Genomic DNA, 24,445 nt, shown 5'->3' on the forward strand with positions numbered 1-24,445 from the left:
TGGCTTACGCCCGGCTTGCACCGAGCGCTTTTCGGTCGCGCCGTCGGCCTCATGCATGCACCACCGCCCATTAAACGGCTTCGACAACCGCCGGCCGGCGGCTGCCGAATATGGCTTACTCGAGATCGGTATCGTCGGACGGCAGCGACTCGCGGATCTGATCGATCTTTCCGACTTCGGTTCCCACGCCGAGGATGGACTTTGCCTCGTCGAGCGTCGAATCCGTCACGACACCGCTTTTGCTGAAACCTGCAAGCGCTTCCCGCAGAGCTTCGTCACTCAGTTGCGGGTCGGTCGGGACCGCATCGACACCGTATTCCGCCTCGAACTTAGCGTAGGCCAGCGCATACGCAGCAACTGCCGTCATGCGCGGATCACTCGTATTGAGGTAGGCGCGATAGTTGCGGTTGAGAGAGCGCAGGCCGGGTGAAACCGTCCTGGTCTTGTCGACGGACGCTTTAGACGCCTTGGCGCTGGAGGCTTTCCCGCGTGGGGCTTCCCGCGATGATCTGCCGCGCTCTTCCGCTTTGCCGGACGTGGATTTGCCGGAGGAGGATTTACCGTTGTCACCGCCATGATTTCCTCCGCCGCCATTACCGCCACCGCCGCCATTGCCTTCGCCACCCTTCGCAAAAGCAGGGGCTGCAAACCCGGCAATGCCGGCAGCTGCGGGTATGACCGCCAGGCTCAGTGCCAGAACGCTCCGGACGATGGTGTTGTTCATAGCCATTTGAATCTCCTTGATTTCCTCGCCGGCTCGTCTCGCACTGGGCGCACGAACCGTTCCCGCGAAATTAGCCGCCGCCCGGTTGTGGCGCTACCGTCCCCCGTCCGATTCCGCCTCTGTACGGACCTAAGTCCGAGGTTTGGCCCGTTCAAAGGTCCGGAAGTGCCGGTGCTTCGTGCTAAAACACGGGGGCCGTCTTGCCACGCCTGTCCTACTCCCCTAAAATCTAAGGATAATTTCGCCGCATCTTCCGGCAATCCACTCGAGTCTCCGGTGCGCATCAGCAATCTCATCTTCCGCTGGAACTCCCAATCGCTTGCCGTGCAATTCGTCAGCATTGGGGGCGCTGTTTCGGTGTGTGCAATGGCGCTGGTCGGCGCCTTCGTTTCAGACCGCGTCGAGGATACTGTAACCAGCAACGCGGCCGCGACGACGGCACTCTACGTTGACAGCGTGGTTGCGCCGCTACTGCCGGACATGCAGAGCAGTGAAGTGCTTGACGATGCTTCGGCGCGCGCGCTGGACGAGACGCTGGGGCAAGGGGCGCTTGGCAACCGCCTTCTGATGTTCCGCCTCTGGCGCTCTGACGGGAAGGTCCTGTATGCGAACGATCACGCCGTCACAGGAACCAGACACCCCCTCAACGAGATGCTCAAGACGGCCTTCTCCGGCCAGATGGCTGCGCAGTTCGTGGCCACGGGCGACGAAAGCGGGCAAACTGAGCCGGCGCAGCCTGTTCTGAAAATTTATAATCCCGTTCTGCAACCGTGGTCCGGACAGGTTGTGGCAGTTTCGGAATTCCATGAGGCCGCCGGTGAATTCCAGCAGAGTCTCCTCCGAACGAGGCTGCACACGTGGTTTGCCGTTGCCGCCTTTACATTCACCTTCTTCATTCTGTTGTCCGCGATCGTTCTTCGCGGCAGCAGGACGATCGAACGCCAGCGTCACGCCGAGAAGCAACGTGTGGAGCAACTTTCGGAATCGTTATCGCAGAACGAGGCGCTCCGGGGCCGCGTACAGCGCGCCACACGGCGCGCGACGGCGCTAAATGAGGGATATCTGCGCCGGATCGGCGCAGATCTGCATGATGGCCCAGCCCAGCTTCTCGCTTATGCCGCGTTGCGTCTCGACAGCGAGGCCCTGCGAAAATCATCCACGCCTGAGGCGACGCGGGAAAACGAAATCGCCGCGATCAAAACCAGTCTCGACGAAGCCATGCAGGAAATCCGGACAATCTGCAGCGGTCTCGTCCTGCCACAGATTGAGGGCGCAAGCCTGCCGGATATTCTCCAGCAGAGCATCCGTGCCCACCAATTGCGGACTGGAACGACCGTGGAGCTGTCGCTGTCGGCACCGCCCGAACATCTTTCGCCTGCCGCCAAGATCTGCATCTATCGCTTTGTGCAGGAAGGCCTGAACAATGCCTGCCGCCATGCCGGGGGCGCCGGACAGGCGGTTTCCCAACGTGCTGAGGGCGGCCTCATCATCATCGAAGTGGCCGACTGCGGGACTGGCTTCGACCCCTCACGCGTAGGCCCGGCCAGCCTCGGTCTTGCAGGATTGCGTGAACGGGTCGAGAGTCTGGGCGGAACGTTCGAAATCATCTCGTCGCAAACCGGCACTGTCCTGCGCATGACGACCAGCATCGAGGAAACGAAATAGGATGAGCACGAAGATACGGGTCGCGGTCGTGGACGACCATCCTCTGTTCCGGAATGGGGTGACAAAGAGCCTGTCGGAAATCGACGGATTCGAGATCGCAGCCGAAGGCAGTTCCGGCGAAGATGCGGTCCGCATTGCAGCAACACTGCGACCGGACGTGTTGTTGATGGATATTTCAATGCCGGGCGGTGGCCTCGACGCCATCCCAGCCATTCTGAACGTCGCACCTTTGCAGAAGATCGTCATGCTGACGGTCTCGGAGACGAGCGAAGACGTCGTCACGGCGCTCGAACGCGGCGCCGTGGGCTATGTTCTGAAGGGAGTGGGGGCACGAACACTTGCCGATGCCATCCGTACGGTTGCTGCGGGGGAAGGCTATGTTGCGCCGACCCTGTCGGCACGACTGATTTCCGCAGGCACCCAGAGGACGCCCGGCAAGCCGGCGCTCATCGCAAACCTGACGCCGCGGGAAATGCAGGTTCTGGAACTGGTTGCTGTGGGCATGAGCAACAAGCATGTGGCAATCGAGCTCGATCTGCAGGAGAAGACCGTCAAGCATCATATGACGCAAATCCTCACCAAACTCGGCGTGACCAACCGCACGGAAGCCGCGATGACGCTGCGCGATGCACGTAAAACCTGAAGGCTACGGCAACAGTGCCTCGATCCTGCGCCGATCGGAGGCAGTCGCCGCCCGGTTGACGATTGTGCGACCGCGTCCGTCCCTCATTATGTAGCGTCCCCCCAGGACGGTTTCCGTAATCCCGTGTTTGTGGCGGACACCGATTGCCGGAAGAGAGGGATCATCATCGATAGCGTTCTTTTTTGTCGTGGTTCCCGACGGCTGGTTTTCTTTGCCATTGGAACGGGACTCGCCGCCTTTTCCGCTGTTGCCTCCCCCATTCCCACCGCTGTTTCCGCCGCCGTTACCGCCACCGCTTCCACCGCCATTGCCGCCGCCCCCACCGCCATTCTTGGCATTCGCTTCAGCCAGAAAGACAGCGATACCAGAGGAGGAGGGATCGAATTTAACGGGAGCAACGACAGCTGCGAGCGTAACGATCATCCCGCAAGAGAGAGCAAAAGACATTCGGCGCATGATGACGAGCGTATCTTTCAATGTGATATGTCCAGGGTCCGGCTCTTGCGCATTTTCCGTGCCACAAGCTTATACAACCAGTTTTACATGAGTGGTCACCGCATGTCTTCCGTCATGTCCCTCGCAGGACGTTTCTCTGCTGTTCTTCAGACATTCGTCCAGTCGATGCCAGCCTATGGTCTGCACGCGCAATAACCATCGTAACCGGCGCGCCGCATATTGCAGCCGCGCAATCCGGTGCCTGCGATCGTCAGTCGGCGGCTCCATGGTTGATGGGGAGCCTCACGTACATTTGTCGTTTTCTGCTTTCCGCACGGCTCCAGGCAACGCTTGCCATCGACCTTAGCCCGCTATCGGCGGACTGAGCCGCGCGAAGCCCTCTTGCCTCCGGTAAGGGAAGTGAGGATACGGTGCGGTGACGGCGCTGGCCTCATCCAGCTTTGCTACCTGTTCGGGCGTCAGGTTCCAGCCGACAGCATCGAGATTCTGGCGAAGCTGTTCCTCGTTGCGTGCGCCGACGATGACAGACGAAACGGTCGGGCGTTGCAGCAGCCAGTTGAGCGCGACCTGGGGGACCGTCTTGCCGGTTTCTTCTGCCACGGCATCGAGCGCATCGACAACACGATAAAGATGTTCGTCCTCTACTGGCGGACCGAAGCTGGCGGTTTCGTGTAGACGGCTGCCTTCGGGCAGCGGCATGCCGCGTCGGATTTTTCCGGTCAGGCGTCCCCAGCCGAGCGGGCTCCACACCATTGCGCCAACGCCTTGATCCTCACCAAACGGCATGAGGTCCCATTCGTAGTCGCGCCCGACCAGCGAGTAATAAACCTGATTGACGACATAGCGCGGCCAGCCGTAGCGGTCGGCGACGGCCAGCGACTTCATGATCTGCCAGCCGGAGAAGTTGGACACGCCAGTATAGCGAACCTTGCCGGCGCGAACGAGCGTGTCGAGCGTAGAAAGCACTTCCTCGACTGGTGTGCCGGCATCGAAGGCGTGAAGTTGCAGGACATCGATGTAGTCCGTCTGGAGGCGGCGCAACGCATCCTCGACGGCCCGGATCAACCGGAAGCGCGATGAACCCGCGTCGTTCGGCCCGTCGCCCATCGGCAGACTGGTCTTGGTCGAGATCAGCACCGCGCCGCGCCGCCCCTTGATCGCCTCGCCAAGCACTTCCTCCGAAGCGCCGTCAGAATAGACGTCTGCTGTGTCGAACAGGTTGACGCCGGCCTCCAGGCAGATGTCCACGAGGCGTCTTGCTTCCGTAGCGTCCGAAGTGCCCCAATTGCTGAACAGCGGGCCGGAGCCACCGAAGGTGCCTGCGCCGAAGCTGAGAACCGGCACTTTGAGGCCTGATTTGCCGAGCGGTCGATAATCCATGATATGTTCCTGTCGTTTGTTCGAGGCTGGATCAGCGACCAAGGAGTGCATCGAGATCAATGGCTTCCGCCATCGCCTGATTGCCCTCGTCGCCGGGGTGAAGGTGGTCGCCGGAATCGAATATCGGCGTAAGGCGTGCGGGGTGTGCGGGGCGTGCGGGATCGCGGAGCACCGCGTCGAAATCCACGATGGCATCGAAAGCGACGCTTTCTCTGGTGACGGTCAGTTCACGGCTGACCTCCGGCAGGAGGCCCGTGATGACAAATTCGGTGACGCCGATGCCGAAGGCTCCGGCCGTCAGGGTGTAGAGCGCCAGAGGCATGATGCAGTCCCGATCTTCTTTCGCAGCAATTTACAGAAAGATAGACCTTTCGTATTTGATGAGATAGAATGCGCAAAAGAATATCACTTGTGAGATGAACTCATCATGGCGCGACTTGAGGTCAACCGATCGGGGGAGATGGACGTGTTCGTGCGCGTGGTCGAACTCGGTGGCTTCTCGCCTGCCGCGCGCGCGTCCCGCATGACGCCTTCGGCGGTCAGCAAGCTCATTGCACGGCTGGAAGCGCGGCTTGGTGCAAGGCTTCTCAACCGCTCGACACGGCAGCTCCAGCTCACGCCCGAAGGATGCGCCTTCTACGAGCGGGCGACGCGCATCCTCGCCGATCTGGAAGACGCCGAGCGCGCGGCGAGCCTGGGCGAACAGCCAGTTGGCCGCGTTCGCATCAATACCAGCGCCTCCTATGCCGCCCATGTCCTGGCGCCGGCACTGCCGAAGTTCCTCGCCCTTCATCCGGGCGTCACGCTCGACATCATTCAGACCGACGCCGTGGTCGATCTTCTGGCCGAGCGTATGGATGTTGCGATCCGGGCGGGACCGCTGAAAAGCTCCAGCCTCGTGGCGCGCAAGCTCGGTGAGACGGCGCTGACCATCGTTGCCGCTCCGTCCTATCTCGACCGCTGCGGCGAGCCGCGCACGATTGCCGATCTGGAACGACATAATTGCCTCAGCTTCGGCTATGTGCGTGCCGTTGATGGTTGGACGCTGCGGGAAAACGATGAAACCAGCGTTGTGCCTGTCACGGGCCGCGTGCAGGCGAGCGATGGTGAGGGGCTGCGCCATCTTGCCCTGGCTGGGGTCGGCCTTGCCCGCCTCGCCGCCTTCACCGTGCGCGAGGATGTTGCTGCCGGTCGACTCGTATCGTTGTTTGGGCATCTCGATGCCGGAGACAGGGAAGCATTCCACGCCGTCTATGTCGGCCAGGGCGGCCCGCTGCCCTCGCGCGTCAGGGCGTTGCTAGACTTCCTTGCCGAATATGGAAGGGTGTGCTGACGCCAGATGAATTCGCAAAATTCCCACAGACCGTCCCAAAACACTGACCAGGCACATGCGCACTGTGCAGAGCTGGAGCATCTGAATGGCGAGCTTCCGGATCGGCTATTGGGCGGTGTCGGCAGGCGGGTCATGCTTCATCTGGAGGCTTTTACGAATCATATGGTCGTGCCGTTGTCGTGCTTCAGGTTCACGAGGGGATCAAGAGCAATTCTACCGCTGCCAAGGACCACAAGTGTCAGCGCCATGGCGGCCCAGGGCAGGTGGAAATTGGCCCATCCATCCGGAATGGTGAGCTGGATTACTGCCGTCATCACGAGCAGGCCAAGAGCTGCATAGCGGGTGAAAAGGCCGAGTACCAGCAGGATAGGCAGCACGAGTTCGCCAATTCCGGCCGCCGCTGCCATGGTCAACGGCATAGGGTAAGGGATCTGGTTACCGAATATATGCAACTTGAATTCCTGTTCGAACAGATATCTGGCTCCGGTCGAAAGGGTCAGAAATCCGTCCCACTTTGTCAGCCCGGATTTGAAGAACGGAATTGCGAGGCCAAGGCGCAACGCCAGCAATGGCAGCGACTGTGGGATGGACGCAAGCAGGCCTTCGGCGCGGCGATGAAGCCAGACAAGAGCTGCGTCGCGACTGCTGGAAGAAGCGCGTTCGATGGTCATAGAATTTCCCCTTCAACAGGTTCAAAGGCGCTGAATGCGCCAAGGCCAATCAGGCCGATCATGGCCGATCCGAAATCAAACCCGGGCGCCGTGGCAAGTGCCGTCAGCGCGGCTTCACCAAGGCGCGCTCCCTCAAAAAGACGGGCCGCGAAGACGGCGTCCACTGAGGGTAAAACCGTGATCTCGACATGCGTGGCCGGCCGCACGACAAGCGCCGTCTCGGGTCGCCAATCAGTGACCGATGTCACTGCCTCTCCCTGATGGGCGCTCCAGATGGAGGCGGCCGGAAAGTCCGACACAACAAGCCTTGCCGAGGGATGCGGGACGAGCGACACGTTTGCGATATGGTCAGGGGGAACGGCGAAGAGCTGGGTGACTTCCAACGGCACACCGTCTGCAGCATGATAGGCCTCAGTCCATGCAACCTCGATCCGCGCCACGTCGGCCAGATAAACGAGAGACGCTGCAGGCGGAAAGACTGCGATGAAGTCCGGGAAATCATCGCCATACTGCATCATGAGCGGTGAGAGGGGTTTGTGATCGGTGGCGTAAGCACGTGCCATTCCAGTAAAGAAATCTGAGCCGACCAACCGTTTTGTCACTGGAAAACGCTGCCCCAGTGCTGTTGTCAGCCCGACATGGACATTGTTGCGATAGACGGCAAAACGCGATGGATCGGCGGCGCCACGCGCGGTGGTGATGTCGTTCGGAAGCGGCCGGTCCGGATGAAGCAGGGCCGCAGCAAAGGCGTTCTGGGTTTCGGTGATACCCATGGTTACGCCGCCCGGTTGGCGCAGCTTTTCTCGGCCGCTTCGTTCAACATGGCATCGACGCGAGTGGCCTCCGCTTGAAGAGTGGCAAAGTCCGGGACGTTGTTGTCCCATTCAATCAATGTCGGCAAGGCACCGCTGCGCGACAGCGTATGGCGGAAGAGCTCCACCACATCCAGGCTGACTGCGCTGCCGTGGGCATCGATCAGTAACCGGTCTCCGACGCAATCAAGGGTCTCGTCATAACCGGCAAGGTGGATCTCACCCACCAGCTCGACCGGAAAGCGGTCGATATAGGCGACCGGATCGAGACGGTGGTTCACTGCCGAAACCATGACGTTGTTGACGTCGAGCAGTAGTCCGCATCCGGTTCGGCTGGCGATTTCGATCAGGAAATCCACCTCGTCGATCGTGCTTTCGGTGAATAGCAGATAGGTCGATGGATTTTCGAGCAGGATTTTCCGGCCAAGCCATTGCTGGGTCTCGTCGACGTGGTCGATGACGCGCTCCAGCGTTTCGGCCGTATAGGGCAGCGGCAGAAGGTCGTTGAGGAAGCCGGTCTCGTGGGTCGACCAGGCCAGGTGTTCCGAGAAGCTCTGCGGCCTGTAGCGATTAATGAGGATGCGGAGCCGTTTCAGATGTTCCTTGTCGAGATCGCGTGCCGCGCCAATCGACAGGCCGACGCCATGAAGCGATAGCGGGTAAAGATCCGCAACGGCCTCAAGATAACGGTGCGGCGGGCCGCCAGCGCCCATATAGTTTTCAGCATGGACTTCGAAGAAGCCGACGTCCGGCCTGGTTGCGAGAATGATTTCGTAGTGCTCCGGCTTCAGGCCGAGCCCAGCACGTTGCGGCAAGGCGATGGCATGTCTTTCTGACGCGGTCATTGCTGTTCTCCCGGTTTTGACTGAAGGGGTGGAGACCCGGAAAGCCGGGCCTCCGATAGACGTTCAGCCCTTCATAGGTTCCAGCATGCCCTTGTGGCCGTCGACATTCATCGAGGTGCAGGTGCCGGCCGGGACGGCCTTCCAGGCATTGCCCTGGTAGTCCATGGTCGAAGTGCCTGCGCAGGTGGTGCCGGCGCCGGCGGCGCAATCGTTCTGACCCTTCAGTGCAATGCCATAGCACTTCTCGTTGCCGACCATCTTCTCCGGCGCAAGCGGCGCTGCGAAGGAAACGGATGCAATTGCCGACGCGAGGGAGCCAGCGAGGGCGAGGGTAAGCGTGGAGCGGTTCATGGATGATCTCCTCTTTGACATTCGCAGACCGGTGATCGGCTGCGTATATATCTATCCGTTTGGGCCGCCCCGATGTTACGGTCGGCCCACAACACGAATTCGTGATGTCATTTTCGTCTCCATGGAAAGGTAAATCGGGCGCCGAGTATCACGCGCTGCGCAGATCATGGCAGGCCCCCCTCAAGCTTTACTGCCCAGGCCCGACGGAATGGATTATTAGCCGCAGCATGCTCCATTTCGATCGGAGGACCCAGAGCAGGCCGTCGTAGCCTTTAGGTTTCGTGTTGCAGTCAACGGTCGCGCGGCTTGCAGCTCTCCGTAACATCGCTCAATGACACCCGCGAGGAGCCGCTGGGGGTCATTGCCGTCCGAGAGCACCAATCCGTCATTTCCGGAACTGCCTGTACCACCGAGTTATGACCGATGCCGACCGGGCGTTATGAAATTACTCAACTCCCGGCCTCACTGAACGAAATTGAACCGTTGAGACGTGAACCTGCTCAGCTCGCTCCCATGCTTAGCCGCTGTGTGTCAGGCGATCGCTATAATGTTCCCCTGATTTTTACGGGTTGTTTATTGCCGTCCGTGGGAGACGCTTATTCATCTGACGTTCATGCGCCAGAGGCCACCTTGCGCGTGGTCGCTCCGCCAAGCGGCCTAACAGAGGCCCGCAGCACCCTAGGTCTGCGGGCCTCTATTTTTTGATCGCGAGAAGTTGATCATCGAAATGTTCCTGAAAACCAGGCCCTCTGAAATTGGCGGGTAATTTTGGGGTTGTAGGCTGGTTTCTACGGTTTTAAGACGACGCCCGTCGCGCGTCCCCTGAAACAGGCCGCGGCATCGGGGCCTGTCGCTTGGCGGGGCGACGGGCCTCTTTTTACGATCAGTCTATACCATCAGCCAAACGATGACTGTATTTCGTGGAGGAACTGCCGACGGCAGGCTGCCCACACCGGATCCCGTCAAGATGTGCAAATCTCAATAGTTCTTTTTGTGAACGATCTTGTTGCCGTGTGGCCCGCTGAGGCAGGTGTTCTGTCACGGCTTTCAGCAACAAGGCTTTGTCAGCGTTCAACGCGGTCGGCGGCCAAAGCGCCGCTTTTGACAACCGATTGAACATGCAGCCTGGTTCATGCGCGTGGGCGCAATCGCGAAACCGGCAGCGCGGTGGATTAGCTAATGATACCGGTGCCGGACACTTATGCCAACCAGCTTGAATGCCGCGCCTGGAGACCCTGCGATCGACCATTGTGGTTCTCGGAGAATTGATTCATCCTCACGAGAGTCAACGTTGGATGAGGGCTTGTCCTGATCATAGTGGAAGCTGGCTGTTCTGCTGTCCCTGGTCTTGGGGCAAACGCTAATTTTGTTGGTCGCGTCGCATTCGGCACAGCGTGTCATGATCACAGATGAACCTGAAGGAGATATCGCATGCCCAAGTCCGTCAAGGCTCTTGTTGTAAGCACAATTGCAGTGTTGGCCTCATGCGCCGCCGATAATGCGTCGACAACGCCGGCAAAAGGGCCCTGCAACGCTGACGCTGTTCAAAGCCTCGTTGGCAAGTTAAAGCCGACAGATGCGGAGGCCATGCGGATCACGAACTCGAAAATCGTTCGCCAGATCGAGCCAGGCCAGATGGTGACCCAGGACTTCAGAGAGGATCGGGTCACTATCGAGACCGATCCTGTGTCCGGTCGGGTCGTAGGAGCCAGGTGCGGATGAGACGTCTCAGAGATAGACCGTGGAGGCGCTAGATTTACTGTCAAGTTGTAAGTTTCCGCCGAAACCTTATAGCGGCGTGCGCAGAGGGAAATCTGTTTGGAGCGAGGGTGATGAATCGTTGGATCCAAACGGGAACGAAAATTGTTTCTGGATTTGATCGTAGAGACTGCGGTAGGTCCCGCGGCCGAAAGGGATACCGACATCCCCGTATGCTTTGGCGGCCACGTCATCTCATCCACCATGAATGAAATCGGTCGTTCATCCCGGCGGGTCCCGAACCCGGCGTCGATCCTGTCCTGGTCGACATGAAATTTCCGCGGATGCCCGTGCTTCGCTTTTACCGTCCCGGGCTGAAGGTTATTTAAAGGAATTCTTGCCCGCACAGACGCTCTACCGATTTGTTGGCTCCAAAACGCGAATTGCGAGCCGATGGTCAAAAATTGCTCGCCCGTTACAAGCGCGGAATCTGAGTCATGCGGGCAGAGAGCTTCCCGCCTTCTCAAGCGGCCGCTCTCTACCCGTTCCGGAAATTCGGTTCCAGTGCGCTGTGGTGCAAAATGAGTGCATTGCCGACGTTCCCGCCCCGATGATATCGGCGGCCCCCACCAATGCGATGGCCGCATCCTGACGTACGTCAACGCAGCTTATGACGGTCCGCCCACGCAGCGACGGCCTTGCCGATGATCTCTGGCTGATCTTCCGGGCAAATGTGGGCAGCCGGTCCGCATGCCTCCACCTCCAGGGAGGAGATGTTCCCTTGCGCCCAACCTGACATTTCCGGTCCGATCATGAGGGCGCCACCCGAGTTGTCGAAGGTCAGCAGCAGTTTGGGGGTTTCCGGTGAATTCGCCAGCCAAGTGTCGTAGGCTTCGATGCGTCTCACCGTATCGGCAGGTTCGCCCTCTATCGGCATTTCTCTCGGCCACGCGAGCAGGGGGCGCCTGCTTTCTCGGGTGGAATAAGGCTGCCGGTAGATGTCGTGATCCTCGGCGCTCAGGCCGGACTGAATCGTAACCGTGAGCGCCTGCTCGATAAAGAAGTTCTCATCGAGGACCTTGGTTTCGCCGCTGCCGGTGGCGCGGATCGTCTCGTATCTAAGCCGATGCGGGCCAGGGAAATCATTCCAAGTCATCGGTCGAAGGATCGTCTCCATGAGGACTACGCCCCGGACGCGTTGCGGATGCCGAGCCGCCCAGTCCATGGCGAGCGCGCCGCCCCAATCGTGGCCGATGAGGATCACTTGGTCGAGCGACAACTTTTCGAACCAGGCGTCGAGATATTCGGCATGATCGGAGAAGCGGTAGGTGATGTCCGGCTTGCCGGACTGGCCCATGCCGATGAGATCAGGAGCGAGGCTGCGGGCAGGCGATCCAATATGCGGAATGACGTTTCGCCAGACATAGGACGATGTCGGGTTGCCGTGTAGGAACACGAATGGGTTGCCGGTCCCGGACTCGCGGTAGAACATCGTGGAATTGAGAACTTGCAGCGAAGGCATGGCTTTATTCCTTGTGTCGGATTTAGTAAGGTACCTGTCTATCTAAACTAGTTAGACAGGTACCTGTCAATATGTCCATAGGCTCTGTTCCCGCTCCGCAATCGCTCGGCGTCCTGCTGCGGCTTGCTCACCAGCATTTTTCCTCGGCCGTCGATGAGGCGCTGGACCAATCGGGTTTCGGCGACATCCGCCTACATCACGCGAATGTCTTCAGCTTTGTGCCGCCCGAAGGCATTCAGGTGTCCGAACTGACGGTGAAGGCGGGCGTGCGCAAGCAATCGATGGCGCAGGCCGTGGAGGAGTTGGAGAAACTAGGCTATGTCGAGCGGCGGCCGCATCCAGCCGACAAGCGTGCACGCCTGGTTTTTCTTACGGAACGCGGAAAGCAGATACGTCCGCTCGCAATGGCCACCGGCAAGCGCGTTGAAGAAGTGTGGGCGCGACTCCTTGGCGAAAGCGACCTGGAGGTGTTGCGTTCTGCTCTGCAAGCACTTCTCGGCAAGCTGCAAGGTAGGGGCAATGATGCCAAGAACTGAATGGTTCTAGGCGGCCGATTCATTATCCGACACGAGGCCCGATCGCCCGGGGCGGGGCACCGTGGGAACGTACAGAAGGTCCGCCAGCTTCAGGTTTCTACCCCGATTGCGACCTTGCCGGTACGCGCCAATCGGCCAAATGTGCACCCTTTGATCCACCTGCCGTATATCTGTGCCCCTTTAATGTTCAGAGGCCACCTAGCCGCGATCGCCTTTTCCGGACCTTGCGACGAGATCACGAACGTAGCTTTCCAGCGATGTCGAGCCGCGCCAGGGGTCGTCAGCCAGCTCAAAGCCGCCATCGACGCTGATCTCGGTCATCCGTACGTAGGAGGCTGCAGCCGGCTCGGAGAAGCCCAGATCCAGAAACGCCTGCTTCCACTTGGTTCGTGGCGTGATCGCCAGTTTCACTGACCGCCCAAGCGCCGCTGCGAAAGCATCCGCCACATCGCGCGGCGAATAACGCTCGGGCCCTTCGACATACCAGACGCCGACGTCTTCGCTCGAAGACAATAGTCGCTCGGCGGCGGCCTGGCCGAGGTCGGCGGGCGCAACCATCGGAATGATCGTATCCTCGGAAAACATGGTCGGCAGAACGCCATCGCGCTGGATCACATCGAGAAAACCATCCCAGTTGCTCATGTAGTAGACACCACGGTTGATCGCCGCCGGGATGGACTGCTGGCGCAGGCCCTCCTCGAATTCCCACAGGACGTTGAGATCCCCGAGGCGCTCTCCGGGCTGTACGCCGGCCGTTGACGCCGCGACCACCTTTTCCAGCCCCGACTCCTCCAGAGCGGCGAGGATACTGGCGACTGTGCGCCGTTCGACGACGTCCGTGTCCCTGGTCGTATCAGCCGGCGGGTTGAGGAGGAATGCGCGTTTGGCTCGCTGAAACGCCGCACGCAGCGATGGCACGTCCTCCACATTCACTTCGATGATCTCAGCGCCCTTCGTGCGCCACCCGTCGGCCCGTTCGGCATCACGCGTCACGATTGCCACCGCCTCACCTCGGCCCAGCAGATTCGCGGCGACCGCCGAACCAACACGTCCAGTGCCGCCCATGATGATGTGCATTGTCGTCTCCGTATTGCGCCCCATGCACGCAAACGCGCGGCGATAAAACACCAGCGGTCCGGGACATGGGAGTTACCTCCTGGAGTACCTGCTGAAAATGGTCTGTATCTCAAACGAACATCGGAGACGTCCGGTTGGTTCCCCCCGACGGCGACATTCCTTCGGATCCGTCCGAATATTGGGTCCGGTTCGTCGGGGCCGAACTTCAAATGCTTTGGAACTTTGAGCGTCGGGTCTGGTTCGGAGACTTTGATATGACAGCCCGGCCAAAGCCGATACCCGGCCTTCGTCTCCCGGCACCGCGAGACGATTTCGGAGGTTTCCGTGCCTGCCGCTGGCTTCATCGTTATCATTGAGGGCCGCAAGGAGGTGCTTTGGGGCGCCCAGCTGAAAGTCTACCAAAGCGGCGATGCCTGCATGCCGCCAGCCGGTGCTCAGGGGTCTCCGTATCAACGAACCGGATGCAGGCACGGGCGTCTACTGCGCCCTGTTCGTCCGTTTCCCACGCGCGCCCGTGCTCGACCTACTCGGCGGCATCATCTCCGGAGGTCGTCGTCCATCGCGACGGGAAGGGTTGTGATTAAACAAGTGCCAGAATACGAGCCGGGCCACCGGTCCCGCCTCGGTGGGTTGGTGCGCCGACGACGATTGTCGCTCCTTTGAGGGGCAGGGCTTCAAGATTGTTCAGGCCTTCGATGCCGTAGCGGCCTGCCGGAAGCCATGAATTGTGCACCGCAAAATCGGCAGAGTTGCCCGGATCCAATGAAAGCGTGTCGACGCCGATTGCCACGGTGTCAAGCTTGAGCAGTAAATCCGTTGCCGACTTGCTGAAACCGGGGAAGGCGAATTTTCCAGCGTCGTCATTACGGAATGAAGGACTTTTTACCTTTGTCGCCCAGCCAGAGCGCAAAGCCACGACAGCACCTGCGGGAATCTCGCCATTTGTGCTGATCCATCGTTCCACATCCGCCGCCTCAATGGTCGAATTGGCATCCTCTTTGGCACGGTCCGTGATGTCGATGATAACCAACGGCGCGACCAGCTTTTGTGGCTCCAGCTGATCGACGCTGACGCCATCGGCGCTGAAGTGGAAAGGCGCGTCGATATGGGTTCCTGTGTGCTCAAAAACCGTCAGTTTATGGAGTTGATATCCGTCTTTGGCGATATCGGCGGCCCATTCAAACTCTATTCCGGGCTTGCCATCAAATGTTGGAAACGTTGAATCGTACACATGAGTGAGATCGACAACTTTGCTAGCGGACTGAGCAAGCACCGGTGTCGCCAGGTTTCCCACGCCCATTGCCACACCTGCCAAGGCCGCACCTTTGAACAGCATGCGACGCGACAGCATGTTCTTCTTCACGTCCTCTATCACGCAGTGATTGCACATCCGATCTTCCCTCCGTTACAAAACCTCTGTTCATGACGGTATCTCAAAACCGGAATGAAGCAAGATTAGTCGATTTTTAAGATCGTAGTTTCGGTAGAAAGACATGCTGCCTTTTCACTGGTTAGATCCTCAATACCTCCCACAAGAGCGCCCATGATCTCGGTATCGAGATATCAGAGATATCCGTTAGCGTAGAACTGGAGCTGGAAGGTGCGCCGCTGGTTGTCACCAACGTTGTCCTGTCCGTGAGGTGTACGACATTGGACGGGTCCGGCTTTATGCGGAGACGTTTTCTTCACGCAGGTGGCCATGATAGGTATCGGTCCTCGGCTCATACATGGGGTAAAGGGCGCTTTCGGAGGACAGCTTCATGAACGTTAATCTCAAAGAAGCCAGTTGGCTCAACGAGCCAGCAGTGTGGGATGCCACAGAAACTGGCCTCACTTTAACGACGGATGCGAACACCGATTTCTGGCGTGAGACGCATTATGGATTTACGCGCGACAGCGGGCATTTCTTCGGTGTACCCACAGGTGATGGGTTCACGGCGAGGGTCCGCGTTCAGGGGGAATTCCGGTCTCTTTATGATCAGGCAGGTCTGATGGTTCGCATCGACGAAAACAGATGGGTCAAGACGGGGGTAGAGTTCACCGACGGGGAACGCTTCCTCAGCACCGTTATCACTGACGGGAAATCTGACTGGTCGGTCTCCCAGCCTTTCAGGCAACTCGAGGATTTCTACATCCGTATTACGTTGAGTAGTGGCGCGATGCGCATTCAGGCCTCGTCTGACGGAAGGGTGTGGCCGTTGTTGCGGCTCGCTCCTTTCCCTGTCGCCTCGCGTTATCTCGTCGGCTTGACTGCGTGTACACCTGAGCGCGCCGGGCTGGAGGTTCGTTTTTCGGAGTTCTCGGTCGGTGAGGCTCTCACCACCGATCTTCACGATCTGTCGGATTAATGGTGCTGGGGCGGGACTGTCACGAATTGCATTCAGCCGATTGCTGCAGGCTGGGTCCATTTTTGAAAACCGGGGCTGTGACAGGCAACCGCGTGTCCCGGTCGCTGCAACGGGCATCGACATGCCAGGCAGCCTGAGGGAGGTTGATCTGGTTTGGCTCGTAGACACAGGTATCGCAACAGGAGAAAAGGAACTTGAGGTTGACGGGATCCTTCGAGAGCTGTCGTTCCTGCTTCGATAAAAGCCTGGTTGGCTGTGGAAGAGCCTTCGCCCTTATTCGTTCTGAGACGAAATCGTGGTTAGCCTGTCGGATCTGGTCGAGTCATCCTGGCGAGCTGTGTCGCCTGCAAGCACTCCGGCATGAGCACGCAGCCTCTCCGATATAAACTCCGTGAACAGGCGGACGCGCTTTGTCTTTCGTGTCTCTCCTTGTGTCAGCACCCACAGCGTTCCATGGGGTCCGAGGCGCGTGCCAGGAACTCGAACGAACAGCGGCTCGGCATCTCCGACGAAGCTGGGGAGCGCGGATATCCCCAAGCCCTGGCGCATCGCCTCGAGATGGGCTGCATCTTCCGGCACGCGGAATGGGGCTCCAGTGATTTCCACGACGTCGCCCTTCGCCCACTCGGGCACCCCTTCCATGTTTTTCGATATCCATCTGATGGGCCCAGAGTTTCCGGCTTTCCAGGCCGCGAGGAGATGGCGTGACATGTAGACACCAACCGAAAGGTCCGGTCCTTTCATGCCGTGAAGGTTCTGCGGCAGAGAGTTGCGATTGAAGACGACCCTCAAAGCGACGTCAGCTTCGCGATTTGTCAGGTTGAGATTCTCCAGTGTGGAGTGGATCTCCAATTCGATTTCTGGGTTCCGTCGTGCGAAGGCGGCAAAGTCGGGCATCAACAGATGTGTTGCCAGTGTCGGTGCCATGGTGACGCGCAGAGGACCACGTACGGCCTGATCACGGCCGGACACGCGGCCCACCAGTAGATTGGACGAAGCCTCCATCTGCTCCGCCATTTCCTGCACCTGTTCGCCCGCTTCGGTGAGCCGATAGCCCGTCGGCAGTTTTTCGAACAACTGTGAATGCAGCAGCGCCTCAAGCTGCGCGATGCGCCTCAGGACCGTCGTGTGATTGACCTGGAGCTGGACTGCGGCGGCGCGGACGGAACCATGTCGTGCCACAGCGAGAAAATATCGGACGTCATCCCAGTCGATCGCCATCGTGTTCCCCGCCAAATCGCAATGCTGACGCCGTGAGGCGGTGCCGTACCACAGATCATGTGGGTTCAGGCGGTGTGATTATGCACCACCCTTGTGCAGCTTTCCATACTGATAGCGCCGACCACGGCCGCCTACCTGAAGAGCGCAAAACAACCTGGGTCGGCGCACTGACCCTACTCTCTGCGATGAAGGATGCATGACATGACCAGACTGAATGGGAAGACCGCCGTGATCACCGGCGGCGCTACGGGTATCGGACGCGCGGCAGCAAAGCGCTTCGTCGAGGAGGGTGCCTTCGTCTTTATCTACGGACGCCGGCAGGACGCGCTCGACGCCGCGGTGGCCGAGCTCGGACCCAATGCGCGCGCCGTGAAGGGGTCGGTCTCCTCTGAGGCAGACCTCGATCAGCTCTACGCGACAGTTAAGGCCGAGCGCGGCACGCTCGACATCGTTTTCGCCAATGCCGGGGCCGGAAGCCCGCTTCCACTCGGCCAGATCACCGCCAGGCATATCGACGAAACATTCGAGACCAATGTGAAGGGTACGATCTTCACAGTCCAGAAGGCGCTGCCGCTGATGGGTAAGGGCGGTTCGATCATCCTGACTGGATCAAGCGCCGGTACTACTGGCGCACCAGGGTTTACGGCCTACAGCGCCAGCAAGGCGGCAGTCCGCAACCTCGCGCGGACCTGGGCGGAGGACCTGAAGGGCACCGGCATCCGGGTCAACGTGCTGTCGCCCGGAGCGACGGCGACGGAACTCGCCAAAGAGGCGCTCGGCGAGGAGGGCCAGAAGGCCTACGGGGCGATGACACCGCTTCAGCGCATGGCCGATCCCTTGGAGATTGGGGCGGTCGCCGCGTTTCTCGCGTCCGACGATAGCAGCTTCATGACCGCCAGCGAAGTCGCCGTCGACGGCGGCCTGGCACAACTCTGACCCGCCACGCCCTGCGGCGCTCCGTCCGATCGTTCGGAGCGCCGCAGGGCGTGGTAAACCCAAGGAGAATATCTATGAGCTACGCAATTATCGGGTTCGGCAATATCGGCCAGGCACTGGCCAAGGCATTCGCCCGTAAGGGCATTGAGGTATCCGTCGCGACCACGCGCGACCCGGAAAGCTTTGCAGCCGATGCGGCCGCGATCGGACCCACGATCATTCCCAGGACACTCGCTGAAGCCCTCAAGGCGGACGTCGTCTTCCTGGCAGTCCGTTTCGAGGCGCATCCGGAGGTCGCGAAGGCGCTTCCTGCGTGGGATGGGAAGACCATCGTCGATGTGACCAATGCCTACGGTGTGCCTCCTGAGGACCTGGGAGGTCAGCCTTCTTCAAAGTTCATGGCGCAGGCATTCGCTGGCGGAAGGCTCGTCAAGGGCTTCAACCATCTTGGCGCGGCCTCCATTGCCCAGGATCCGGCCGTACAGGGTGGCAGGAGGGTCGTGTTTCTGGCGAGCGACGACGAAGGCGCAACAGCCGAGATCGGTAGGCTTGTGGAGAACCTCGGCTTTTCTCCTGTTGAACTTGGAGGGCTTTCCGAAGGCGGACTGCTTGTGCAGGCGCGTGGGAAAAGCTGGGGCCAGCTGATCTTCAAGGACCTGGTCAAGTTCGACTGATCGATGGGGGCCGCAAGTTTGACGCGAGCCCGCATCGTCGACCAGTCTGTGTCAGACTGGATCAGGAGGCAGGTACACGAAACGTTCATTCGGGACCTGCATCCGATGCATTGAAGGTGAAAAACCGGAATTTTCAGTGAGAATGGCCGGCGATTTAAATTGATAGGACGCTCAAAGGTCCAGATCAGAATGGCCTTGCAGGGCTCGTCTGGATTATGAGTTGCGCCGCCAACTGCCGGGTGTCGTGCCGACAATATCTGCAAAGACGCGCGTGAAATGGCTTTGGTCGGAGAAGCCGCAGGCGATCGCAACTTCGGCGAGCGTTGTATTGGAAGCCCGTAACAGGTCACGGGCACGGTCTACCCGCTTGCGAAGGACCCATTGATATGGGGTCATGCCGGTTGTCTCACGAAAAGCGCGAATGAAGTAGCCACGCGATAAGTTGCACATTTGTGCAACTTCCGAAATCGACACGTTGCCGTCGAGGTTCTCGAGGAGCAAATCTTTCGCCAGATCCTCATGCGCCCGCGAAAGCCTCCGCATCCTGTCGGATGTCCTCGCTGCCCGTCCGCCGTAGCGCTGGACAAGATAAGTTCCGATAGCGGTCGTCATCTGGTCGACGAAAAGCGCGTTGGCTTCCTCCGGTTTCTCGAGCGCGGGGATGAGTGCCCGGGCTAGATTTGCAAGCACTATGTCTTTCGACGCGGTGTCGGCTGACAGCGATGTCACACCAGACATCTCGGCATCATCGGCTATTCTGCTGAGGGAGGCAGAAGAAATTTCAAACAACACGAAATCGAAAGGGCCGCCAAGATCGGCCTTGTAGGCTTGGGAGAGGTCGCGAATATAGATCGAGTTGTCGGTGAAGTCGTGGGTCGTCGCGTGGTGCTCGTGGAAGATGCGTCGTGTGTGGCCGCCAAGCGCTGAAACCCCGACGACGAAACCCCGATCGCTTGCCGGGGTCACCACCTGATCAAGCTTATTATTGACGGTGCCCTTGCGAAAGATGTCGATGTCCGATCCGGTCAGGCTCTGGTTGATCGACAATTGTTTCAGCGAGCAACCGAACCCGTCGGTCGAGTGGGCAGCAGAAGTTCGATTTTGGAGGGGATGAATAAGAACCACGTCGCACTTCTTTCACTTTTACAGGCTTGAACAGGGGCTCTGCGGGGTTGGCACTTTATTATCCTGGTCGCAATTTCCGGCAATTTGTTAAATCGGCTGGCAAGGATCCTTTTGTTCAAGATAGACGTTTGAAAGCCGTGTAGGAACCTTGGAGCGTGTCATCCGGGTGGTACGACAACATAGTTCCCAGTCAGGATGATAATCGAGACACATGTGAGTGAAGCAGTGGCGGTCAGTGAGAGAATTGCGGCCTGTTTTGGGATTGACGCCGCAAGGGCGCTGGTAATCCGGCCCCTTTGCGAATCCAGGCTCGCTGTCGTCCATCTCGACCAACCCTGTGACGGAGAGCATTCTGTCTTCCTGCCGGCAGATGACGCCTTTCTGGTCATGCTCTACCTCGTCGATGTCGATCACTGCGACGTCCTGCTTGACGGAACCAGGATGCCGGCGAAGACCTATGCCAAAGGATCCATGTGCCTCATAAGTCTGACGAACGGGGCGGGAATTTCGATTAAAGGGCGCTTTGAGGCGCTCGCTTTTCACATCCCGAGTACGCTTTTTGTCGAGCTCGCTGAGGAGGCAGGCGAACCACGCGTTTATGACCTTGCCACCTGTCGTGGGATAGACGATCAGGTGGTCCGAAATATCGGCGGTGCGCTGATGCCGATGTTCGAAATGCCGGAGGAGGTCAGGGATACACTGCTTCCTCATGTGGGACTGGCGTTGAGTGCTCATCTTTCGCATCGTTATGGACGGTCGCCCGCGCAATACCTTTCAGGCACCGGCCGGCTGTCACCGTTGCAGGAAAAGCGCGTCAAGGCATATATAGCGGCAAACATATCGGGACAGACAACGGTTGGAAAGATCGCGGAAGCCTGCGGGTTTTCAGTCGAGGACCTCTGTTCCGGTTTCTTGAAGACAACCGGACAACCGGTTTCTGAATGGATTGCGGCATATCGAATAAGCAGAGCCAAATCGCAATTGAGCAGCACCGGTGAAACCATTGCCTGGATCGCCGGCGCGTGTGGGTTTCGGGATGAAAATGAATTCGTCGCAAGCTTCACAAGGGCTTTGGGAGCGCCTCCCGCGGAGTGGCGCGCGCGGAACCGGCACTAAAAGAACCGAGCAATGTTGTCGGGCTTTGGGGCCTGCTTCAGATGAACAGGCCCAAAACTGTTGTGGTAACCACTTTTTGTGGTTCGGGCGGATTCGGGTGCGGCAGTTCTGCCCCACCCGGGCCGTCAAGTCAGGCCTGGATGAATGCCAGGAGATCGGCGTTGAGGACATCGGCATGAGTTGTCAGCATTCCGTGCGGGTAGCCCTCGTAGACTTTTAAAGTGCCATTCTGCACCAGCTTGGCCGACAGTCGCCCGGCGTTATCGATCGGCACCACCTGATCGTCGTCGCCGTGCAGCACCAGCGTCGGAACGCTGATCGACTTCAGGTCTTCGGTCTGGTCGGTTTCCGAAAAGGCCTTGATGCCGTCGTAATGCGCCTTGGCGCTGCCCATCATGCCCTGGCGCCACCAATTCTGGATGATGCCCGGATAGACCTTGGCGTCGGGGCGGTTGAATCCGTAGAACGGACCGGTGGGAAAATCGATGAAAAGCTGCGCGCGGTTTTCAGCAACACCCTTGCGAATGCCATCGAAGACCTCCATTGGAAGGCCGCCCGGATTCGCCTCGGTCTTGAGCATGAGCGGCGGAACGGCGGAAACCAGAACAGCCTTGGCAACGCGGCCGGAAGGCTGGCCATGTTTCGCGACATAACGGGCGACTTCACCGCCACCGGTCGAATGGCCGATATGAACTGCATTCTTCAAATCGAGCGCTTCAACGACGGCAAAGGCGTCGGCAGCGTAGTGATCCATATCATGGCCTTCGGAAATCTGGGCCGAACGGCCGTGACCACGACGATCATGAGCGACGACGCGATAGCCCTTGGAGAGGAAGAAGAGCATCTGCGCATCCCAGTCATCGGACGAGAGCGGCCAACCGTGATGGAACATTATGGGCTGGGCGTCCTTCGGACCCCAGTCCTTGTAGAAGATCTCGACGCCGTCCTTGGTGGTGATGTAACCCATTGTATTATCTCCTTCGATTGTGGTGGTGGAAGCAGGGTTGGCCGCAAGGCCAAACGATATGGGAAGTACAATGGCCGCGGTGGCAGCAGCTCCGGCAAGCAACGCGCTGCGGCGGGTCATGGAAGAATAATTCTCAGTCATTGTGGGCTGCCGTGATCAGAGTGCGATAATTGTAAGGGTGGCGCGGAAGTCGCTCTCCTGCGTTTGCTAGGCGGCTCCCGGACGGTTGATCGTCAGGAAATGTCGGACGACAGGCTTTTCGGTTCCTGAGTGATAGGCGAGGACCTGACCTTGCAGGTCGGCGTCGGCATTTGAAACCCGCTTGTGCTGGCGAAGATGCTCGGCCCAGGATTCGACCATGAACCATTCAACGACCTTTTGCGGATCAGCGGAGTCTTCCGTCACCCCCCACCCATAGGCGCCGTCCCGCCGGCGCTCCTGGGACATTTCATCAAGCGCATGCAGGAAAGCTCTGCGATGATGTTTTTCGACGTGGTATTCGATAAGGATCAGGACGGGTCCACGGTCATGGGCTACCGGCTCGGCAACCAATGGTTCCGGCCAGTGATTGGACGGAACCATATCGGCATCGCCGGCCGGCAATTTCAAGCGATGCATGATGAAGCCGGCGACGAGCAGCCCTACCGCGCCGATCAGCAACGCTCCCGACACACCGGCAGCTTCACCGATGGCGCCCCAGCCAAGGCTGCCCGCCGTCATCGCGCCATTGAACACGGTGAGGTAGACGGCGAGCCCGCGGCCACGGACCCAATTGGGAAGCACGGCCTGCGCTGCGCCGTTCAGCGTGGTCAGGGCGGTGATCCAGGCGCCTCCGAGGAAAAGTAGGACGATGATGGCGACCCACTTCGGCGGTGCGAATGACAGGGCCCCCATGACGAGTGCTGTGATAACAGCGGCGCCCAGAAGCATGCCATCGGCATTGAAACGTTCACGTAGTTTGGGCATGAGCAACGCGCCGCCGATCGCGCCCGCGCCCACGGCGCCAAGCAGGATGCCGTAGAATCCCGCGTCACCACCAAGCAGTTGTCGGGCGACGAGCGGCAGGAGTGCCCAGATGGCGCTCGCGAAGGCGAAGAATATTGCCGCGCGCAAAAGCACCACATGCAAAGGCGTGCTGGCGCGGGTATAGCGCAGGCCCGCACGAAAGGCACCGAAAAAGCCCTCGGCCAACGCATCGTTGGCGTTTTTCGCCCGCGGCCACCAGATGAGTGCCGCGATAACGACGAGATAGCTTGCTACATCCGCTCCATAGGTGACACCCGCTCCGAAGGCCGCAAGTAGAAGGCCGCCGGCAGCTGGACCGATCGATCGGGCGATGTTGATACCGAGCGAGTTGAGCGCGACGGCGCTCTTGACGTCCTCTCTCTTCACCAGTTCCGGCACGATCGCCTGCCAGGTCGGCCCCATCAACGCTGCGCCGACGCCGCCGAGGAAGGTCAGGGCGATGAGGGCGCTGACGGAAAGCATGCCGGTGTTTGCGAGGATCATCAGGCTTACGCTGACCGATGCGAGCAGGACCTGTACACCGATCAGAAACTTGCGACGATCAAGAATATCAGTCAGTACGCCCGCAGGTATAGCCAGGAGAAAAATCGGCAGAGTGCCCGCCGCCTGGACCAGTGCGACCGCGGCCGGCGAGGCGGATAAATCGGTCATAAGCCAGGAGCTGGCAACATCGCGCATGAAGCTGCCGGTATTGCCGAGGACAGTGGCAGCCCAGAGAACCGCGAAGACCGGTTGGGCAAGAGGCGCGAAGCTGCCGCCCGATGATTTTGCGGCACTCATGTGCGTGCTCCCTTGGTCAGGTCGATTGCAGCGACCATGACGAATGCCCCTGCGAGGCCGAGGTGCTCAAAGAATGCGTTGGCTGCCATTGTCCGCTCCATGCCGGGCGCCATTTCCCAGAAGCGGAGCGCGATGAAGGTGGCTAGAATAGTGAAGCTGGCGAGTGCCAATGCGCCGGCCCACCGGAGAAAGCCGGTTACCACCATTGCCGAGGCAGTCAGTTCAAAGATGATGACAACCACGGCAAAGAACACGGTGGGACGAAGACCGAAGTGTTCCATTTCGGCCAGTGCTCCGTTGAAATCCAGGATCTTCGTCAGCGGCCCCTGGATATAGGCCGAGCACAGTGCAAGGAGCGCGATTGTCCGGGTCACCGGATGGACCACGAACCTCTTGATGCCGGTTGTCCGTTGCGGTGTAGGCTGCGATTGAAATGTCATGACTGCTCCTGCAGGTTGGCTGGTCCAACCCAGCTAGATTGTTCCGATGGAGCGATATTGACAGCGGGAACTATCGCCAACAATTGCATTAATCGTTTC

Annotated in this window: 25 protein-coding genes; 10 read left to right on the forward strand and 15 right to left on the reverse strand. The window is 59.4% G+C overall.

The genetic code is table 11. The features are described 5' to 3' along the window. Nucleotides 1-115 precede the first annotated feature (115 nt). On the reverse strand, nt 116-730 hold the full coding sequence (locus RS75_RS11870) for a hypothetical protein (protein ID WP_045020632.1): 615 nt from the start codon (nt 728-730) through the stop codon (nt 116-118). Between the two features lie 270 nt (nt 731-1,000). On the opposite strand from RS75_RS11870, the gene RS75_RS11875 reads away from it, so the two are divergent. The 3 genes from RS75_RS11875 (at nt 1,001) to RS75_RS26620 (ending at nt 3,683) form a co-directional block, all read left to right on the forward strand. After that, nucleotides 1,001-2,389, forward strand: coding sequence for a sensor histidine kinase (locus RS75_RS11875; protein ID WP_045020634.1), 1,389 nt, complete (start codon nt 1,001-1,003; stop codon nt 2,387-2,389). Nucleotide 2,390: 1 nt separating this feature from the next. Next, entirely contained in the window at nt 2,391-3,032 is a 642-nt protein-coding gene (locus RS75_RS11880) for a response regulator (protein ID WP_045020636.1), read from the forward strand. A gap of 123 nt (nt 3,033-3,155) precedes the next feature. Continuing rightward, the gene (locus RS75_RS26620) at nt 3,156-3,683 is read left to right on the forward strand and encodes a hypothetical protein (protein ID WP_160297181.1); all 528 of its coding nucleotides are present in this window, start codon (nt 3,156-3,158) and stop codon (nt 3,681-3,683) included. A gap of 147 nt (nt 3,684-3,830) precedes the next feature. On the opposite strand, the gene RS75_RS11890 is transcribed toward RS75_RS26620, so the two are convergent. Together RS75_RS11890 and RS75_RS27090 are read right to left on the reverse strand one after the other, a co-directional pair. Beyond that, the gene (locus RS75_RS11890) at nt 3,831-4,868 is read right to left on the reverse strand and encodes an aldo/keto reductase (protein ID WP_045020638.1); all 1,038 of its coding nucleotides are present in this window, start codon (nt 4,866-4,868) and stop codon (nt 3,831-3,833) included. Between the two features lie 31 nt (nt 4,869-4,899). Beyond that, nucleotides 4,900-5,190, reverse strand: coding sequence for an SGNH/GDSL hydrolase family protein (locus RS75_RS27090; protein WP_045020640.1), 291 nt, complete (start codon nt 5,188-5,190; stop codon nt 4,900-4,902). 105 nt (nt 5,191-5,295) lie between these two features. Here RS75_RS27090 and RS75_RS11900 point away from each other — a divergent pair, with 105 nt between their 5' ends. Further along, nucleotides 5,296-6,201 (forward strand): LysR family transcriptional regulator, encoded by a 906-nt coding sequence (locus RS75_RS11900; RefSeq protein WP_045020642.1) that lies wholly within the window; start codon nt 5,296-5,298, stop codon nt 6,199-6,201. Nucleotides 6,202-6,359: 158 nt separating this feature from the next. Here the strand turns inward: RS75_RS11900 and RS75_RS11905 are convergent, their stop codons facing one another. The 4 genes from RS75_RS11905 to RS75_RS11920 form a co-directional block, all read right to left on the reverse strand. Continuing rightward, nucleotides 6,360-6,872, reverse strand: a complete 513-nt coding sequence (locus RS75_RS11905; protein WP_045020643.1) for a DoxX family protein — start codon at nt 6,870-6,872, stop codon at nt 6,360-6,362. Then, nucleotides 6,869-7,645, reverse strand: a complete 777-nt coding sequence (locus RS75_RS11910; protein WP_045020646.1) for an HvfC/BufC N-terminal domain-containing protein — start codon at nt 7,643-7,645, stop codon at nt 6,869-6,871. Before RS75_RS11910 ends, RS75_RS11905 begins: the two co-directional genes overlap by 4 nt. Nucleotides 7,646-7,647: 2 nt before the next feature. Beyond that, nucleotides 7,648-8,529, reverse strand: a complete 882-nt coding sequence (bufB, locus tag RS75_RS11915; protein ID WP_045020648.1) for an MNIO family bufferin maturase — start codon at nt 8,527-8,529, stop codon at nt 7,648-7,650. Nucleotides 8,530-8,592: 63 nt separating this feature from the next. Further along, nucleotides 8,593-8,880, reverse strand: a complete 288-nt coding sequence (locus RS75_RS11920; protein WP_045020650.1) for a BufA1 family periplasmic bufferin-type metallophore — start codon at nt 8,878-8,880, stop codon at nt 8,593-8,595. 1,431 nt (nt 8,881-10,311) lie between these two features. Between RS75_RS11920 and RS75_RS11925 the strand changes: the two genes are divergently transcribed. Then, nucleotides 10,312-10,602, forward strand: coding sequence for an I78 family peptidase inhibitor (locus RS75_RS11925; RefSeq protein WP_052679676.1), 291 nt, complete (start codon nt 10,312-10,314; stop codon nt 10,600-10,602). Nucleotides 10,603-11,236: 634 nt separating this feature from the next. Here RS75_RS11925 and RS75_RS11930 read toward each other — a convergent pair. Next, entirely contained in the window at nt 11,237-12,142 is a 906-nt protein-coding gene (locus tag RS75_RS11930) for a haloalkane dehalogenase (protein WP_267884616.1), read from the reverse strand. A gap of 29 nt (nt 12,143-12,171) precedes the next feature. Here RS75_RS11930 and RS75_RS11935 point away from each other — a divergent pair, with 29 nt between their 5' ends. Beyond that, a complete protein-coding gene (locus RS75_RS11935; RefSeq protein ID WP_045020655.1) occupies nt 12,172-12,636 on the forward strand; it encodes a MarR family winged helix-turn-helix transcriptional regulator in 465 nt (154 codons plus the stop codon). A 198-nt stretch (nt 12,637-12,834) separates the two neighbouring features. Here the strand turns inward: RS75_RS11935 and RS75_RS11940 are convergent, their stop codons facing one another. Together RS75_RS11940 and RS75_RS11945 are read right to left on the reverse strand one after the other, a co-directional pair. Next, on the reverse strand, nt 12,835-13,737 hold the full coding sequence (locus tag RS75_RS11940) for an NmrA family NAD(P)-binding protein (protein ID WP_234704259.1): 903 nt from the start codon (nt 13,735-13,737) through the stop codon (nt 12,835-12,837). 556 nt (nt 13,738-14,293) lie between these two features. After that, nucleotides 14,294-15,103: a cyclase family protein gene (locus RS75_RS11945; protein ID WP_045020658.1), complete on the reverse strand. Its 810-nt coding sequence runs from the start codon at nt 15,101-15,103 to the stop codon at nt 14,294-14,296. 370 nt (nt 15,104-15,473) lie between these two features. Between RS75_RS11945 and RS75_RS11950 the strand changes: the two genes are divergently transcribed. Next, on the forward strand, nt 15,474-16,061 hold the full coding sequence (locus RS75_RS11950; protein ID WP_045020660.1) for a DUF1349 domain-containing protein: 588 nt from the start codon (nt 15,474-15,476) through the stop codon (nt 16,059-16,061). Nucleotides 16,062-16,334: 273 nt separating this feature from the next. Here RS75_RS11950 and RS75_RS11955 read toward each other — a convergent pair whose 3' ends face one another. Then, nucleotides 16,335-17,282: a LysR family transcriptional regulator gene (locus RS75_RS11955; protein ID WP_045020663.1), complete on the reverse strand. Its 948-nt coding sequence runs from the start codon at nt 17,280-17,282 to the stop codon at nt 16,335-16,337. A 201-nt stretch (nt 17,283-17,483) separates the two neighbouring features. Here RS75_RS11955 and RS75_RS11960 point away from each other — a divergent pair, with 201 nt between their 5' ends. Beyond that, on the forward strand, nt 17,484-18,218 hold the full coding sequence (locus RS75_RS11960) for an SDR family NAD(P)-dependent oxidoreductase (protein WP_045020665.1): 735 nt from the start codon (nt 17,484-17,486) through the stop codon (nt 18,216-18,218). A gap of 74 nt (nt 18,219-18,292) precedes the next feature. Continuing rightward, on the forward strand, nt 18,293-18,892 hold the full coding sequence (locus RS75_RS11965; protein WP_045020667.1) for an NADPH-dependent F420 reductase: 600 nt from the start codon (nt 18,293-18,295) through the stop codon (nt 18,890-18,892). 213 nt (nt 18,893-19,105) lie between these two features. Here the strand turns inward: RS75_RS11965 and RS75_RS11970 are convergent, their stop codons facing one another. Next, nucleotides 19,106-19,939 (reverse strand): AraC family transcriptional regulator, encoded by an 834-nt coding sequence (locus RS75_RS11970; protein ID WP_045020669.1) that lies wholly within the window; start codon nt 19,937-19,939, stop codon nt 19,106-19,108. A gap of 291 nt (nt 19,940-20,230) precedes the next feature. Here RS75_RS11970 and RS75_RS11975 point away from each other — a divergent pair, with 291 nt between their 5' ends. Beyond that, nucleotides 20,231-21,133 carry a helix-turn-helix domain-containing protein gene (locus RS75_RS11975; protein WP_234704260.1) on the forward strand — a complete coding sequence of 301 codons (903 nt, stop codon included), beginning with the start codon at nt 20,231-20,233 and terminating at the stop codon, nt 21,131-21,133. 130 nt (nt 21,134-21,263) lie between these two features. Here RS75_RS11975 and RS75_RS11980 read toward each other — a convergent pair whose 3' ends face one another. The 3 genes from RS75_RS11980 to RS75_RS11990 all read right to left on the reverse strand — a co-directional run bounded on the left by RS75_RS11980 (nt 21,264) and on the right by RS75_RS11990 (nt 24,346). Further along, on the reverse strand, nt 21,264-22,100 hold the full coding sequence (locus RS75_RS11980) for an alpha/beta fold hydrolase (protein WP_084686838.1): 837 nt from the start codon (nt 22,098-22,100) through the stop codon (nt 21,264-21,266). Nucleotides 22,101-22,307: 207 nt separating this feature from the next. Beyond that, the gene (locus RS75_RS11985) at nt 22,308-23,906 is read right to left on the reverse strand and encodes an MFS transporter (protein WP_045020673.1); all 1,599 of its coding nucleotides are present in this window, start codon (nt 23,904-23,906) and stop codon (nt 22,308-22,310) included. Beyond that, entirely contained in the window at nt 23,903-24,346 is a 444-nt protein-coding gene (locus tag RS75_RS11990; protein ID WP_045020675.1) for a DoxX family protein, read from the reverse strand. Before RS75_RS11990 ends, RS75_RS11985 begins: the two co-directional genes overlap by 4 nt. Between the last annotated feature and the right edge of the window lie 99 nt (nt 24,347-24,445).

The organism is Rhizobium nepotum 39/7 (assembly GCF_000949865.1).
Lineage (GTDB): Bacteria > Pseudomonadota > Alphaproteobacteria > Rhizobiales > Rhizobiaceae > Agrobacterium > Agrobacterium nepotum.

Bases quoted from the DNA above. Each gene is read 5' to 3' on its own strand.
- RS75_RS11950 (WP_045020660.1), top strand. From the start codon at position 15,474: ATGAACGTTAATCTCAAAGAAGCCAGTTGGCTCAACGAGCCAGCAGTG.
- RS75_RS11945 (WP_045020658.1), bottom strand. From the start codon at position 15,103: ATGTGCAATCACTGCGTGATAGAGGACGTGAAGAAGAACATGCTGTCG.
- RS75_RS11880 (WP_045020636.1), top strand. From the start codon at position 2,391: ATGAGCACGAAGATACGGGTCGCGGTCGTGGACGACCATCCTCTGTTC.
- RS75_RS11920 (WP_045020650.1), bottom strand. From the start codon at position 8,880: ATGAACCGCTCCACGCTTACCCTCGCCCTCGCTGGCTCCCTCGCGTCG.
- RS75_RS11940 (WP_234704259.1), bottom strand. From the start codon at position 13,737: ATGGGGCGCAATACGGAGACGACAATGCACATCATCATGGGCGGCACT.
- RS75_RS11925 (WP_052679676.1), top strand. From the start codon at position 10,312: ATGCCCAAGTCCGTCAAGGCTCTTGTTGTAAGCACAATTGCAGTGTTG.
- RS75_RS11955 (WP_045020663.1), bottom strand. From the start codon at position 17,282: ATGGCGATCGACTGGGATGACGTCCGATATTTTCTCGCTGTGGCACGA.
- RS75_RS27090 (WP_045020640.1), bottom strand. From the start codon at position 5,190: ATGCCTCTGGCGCTCTACACCCTGACGGCCGGAGCCTTCGGCATCGGC.
- RS75_RS11960 (WP_045020665.1), top strand. From the start codon at position 17,484: ATGACCAGACTGAATGGGAAGACCGCCGTGATCACCGGCGGCGCTACG.
- RS75_RS11980 (WP_084686838.1), bottom strand. From the start codon at position 22,100: ATGGGTTACATCACCACCAAGGACGGCGTCGAGATCTTCTACAAGGAC.
- RS75_RS11910 (WP_045020646.1), bottom strand. From the start codon at position 7,645: ATGGGTATCACCGAAACCCAGAACGCCTTTGCTGCGGCCCTGCTTCAT.
- bufB (WP_045020648.1), bottom strand. From the start codon at position 8,529: ATGACCGCGTCAGAAAGACATGCCATCGCCTTGCCGCAACGTGCTGGG.
- RS75_RS11900 (WP_045020642.1), top strand. From the start codon at position 5,296: ATGGCGCGACTTGAGGTCAACCGATCGGGGGAGATGGACGTGTTCGTG.
- RS75_RS11870 (WP_045020632.1), bottom strand. From the start codon at position 730: ATGGCTATGAACAACACCATCGTCCGGAGCGTTCTGGCACTGAGCCTG.
- RS75_RS11985 (WP_045020673.1), bottom strand. From the start codon at position 23,906: ATGAGTGCCGCAAAATCATCGGGCGGCAGCTTCGCGCCTCTTGCCCAA.
- RS75_RS11965 (WP_045020667.1), top strand. From the start codon at position 18,293: ATGAGCTACGCAATTATCGGGTTCGGCAATATCGGCCAGGCACTGGCC.
- RS75_RS11990 (WP_045020675.1), bottom strand. From the start codon at position 24,346: ATGACATTTCAATCGCAGCCTACACCGCAACGGACAACCGGCATCAAG.
- RS75_RS11935 (WP_045020655.1), top strand. From the start codon at position 12,172: ATGTCCATAGGCTCTGTTCCCGCTCCGCAATCGCTCGGCGTCCTGCTG.
- RS75_RS11890 (WP_045020638.1), bottom strand. From the start codon at position 4,868: ATGGATTATCGACCGCTCGGCAAATCAGGCCTCAAAGTGCCGGTTCTC.
- RS75_RS11905 (WP_045020643.1), bottom strand. From the start codon at position 6,872: ATGACCATCGAACGCGCTTCTTCCAGCAGTCGCGACGCAGCTCTTGTC.